The organism is Hyphomonas sp. UBA3601 (genome assembly GCF_002375605.1).
GTDB lineage: Bacteria > Pseudomonadota > Alphaproteobacteria > Caulobacterales > Hyphomonadaceae > Hyphomonas.
Genome location: NZ_DFME01000148.1, coordinates 10,656 through 12,380 on the forward strand (window position 1 = coordinate 10,656; position 1,725 = coordinate 12,380).

2 protein-coding genes are annotated in these 1,725 nt (G+C 54.0%); both read right to left on the minus strand.

Features of this window, described 5'->3' with window-relative positions:
* Window positions 1-162: 162 nt before the first annotated feature.
* Window positions 163-1,428 carry a cytochrome P450 gene (locus B4F73_RS16535; RefSeq protein ID WP_290483822.1) on the minus strand — a complete coding sequence of 422 codons (1,266 nt, stop codon included), beginning with the start codon at window positions 1,426-1,428 and terminating at the stop codon, window positions 163-165.
* 57 nt (window positions 1,429-1,485) lie between these two features.
* The coding region (locus tag B4F73_RS16540) for a TauD/TfdA dioxygenase family protein (RefSeq protein WP_290481104.1) at window positions 1,486-1,725 on the minus strand (240 nt) is incomplete at its 5' end.

Consider the following 1,725-nt stretch of genomic DNA (forward strand, 5'->3'; position numbering starts at 1 on the left):
ATTTGAAAACATGACAAATATACCCTTGGAAACCCACGCATTCTGCGCCTTTGCCGATCTTAATGCATGAATTGCGCCACGAGTCGATTACCCGTACCGACGGTATTTGAACTCCGGGGCGCAAGGCATGTTTGTAGGGCATTCCGGCCAAAACCTGAGCGTTTAGCTGTCTTTTCTCGCGTGAAGAATAACCGGAAGTTTCTCATAGCCGAGCACAAAATTGGAGAGGACCCGCGTGGGTTCGCCCGTTACTTCGACCCGCTCGAACCGGTTCATGATTTCTTCCCACAGAATGCGCAATTGCATCTCCGCAACGCGATTCCCCATGCAGCGATGGATGCCGAAACCAAAAGACAGGTGTCGCCGCGCATTGTCTCGGTCGATGCGGAAATCATCGGGATCATCGATGACATCTTCATCGCGATTGCCTGACGCATACCACATGACGACCTTGTCGCCCTTGCGTATCTTCTGGCCGCCAAGTTCAGTGTCTTCGGTTGCAATGCGTCGCATGTGTGCCAACGGCGTCTGGTACCGGATGATTTCCGAAACCATATTCGGGATCAGGGACGGATCGGCTCGAAGCTTGTCGTACTCGTCAGGAAACTGGTTCAGGAAATAGACGCCGCCAGAAATGGAATTCCGGGTCGTGTCGTTTCCACCGACGATGAGCAACATCAAATTGCCGAGCAGCTCAATCGGATTGTCGACCATGTTCTTTGTGTCTTCGCTATGGGCGAGCAGCGATATGAAATCGAATTTGCGCGGCTGTGCCGCCCGTTCGCGCCAGAGCTCGGTGAAATAGGCTACGCATTCATTCAAATGCTTCATGCGCCACTCCATGTCGGTGCCGACAATGCCGACCGCATCGCTTGTTGTGGCAACATCCGACCAGAATGGCAGCTTGTGGCGGTCCTCGAAGGGAAAGTCGAACAATGTCGCCAGCATTTGGGTGGTCAGTTCGATTGACACTTTTTCTACCCAGTCGAATTCCTTGCCAACAGGAAGGCTATCCAGGATCGTGCACACACGTTGGCGGATCAGGTCTTCGAGTTCTGAGAGCTGGGTCGGTGCGACAGCTGGCTGGGCCACCTTGCGCTGGATGTCATGAATTGGCGGGTCCATAGCGATAAACATGGGCGGCTGGAAATTATCGCTCGGGTCGCCAATCACGATGCTGGGTTCAGACGAAAACGTCTTGTGATTTGAATCGACCGCGATGATGTCATGATACTTCGTGACGGACCAATACGCGCCGACAGAGCTTTCCGGGCAATAATGGACTGGCGCTTCCTTGCGCAGTCGCCGGAAATACTCCCCCTGCTTATTGTTCAGGAATATCTCTGCCTTTGAGACATCAAAGGTTTCGAGCGGCAGGCTCCAGGGATCTGGAATTGTGCCTTCCGCCTCATACTCTGTATCGGCCATGCTTTCCTCCCGGTTTTTCTTTTCACAGTACGTGCGAAACCGGCAGTGGGCTAGCTATCAGGCCGCGCCAATTGTTGTGCGGTGCAACAGACGCGCATGTCCTGGATAGCCCCCGGTTGCCATATGCAACAGGCAGCGATTGTCCCACATCACCAGCATGTTTTCCTGCCAGACATGCCGATACTGAAATTCCGGTCGGGTTTGCCAGCGATACAGTTCAGCGAGCAATTCCCAACCTTCGTCGGGCGCCATGCCCTCGAACCCTGTAATATAGCCCGCCGTGCCAAAGACGCTCTC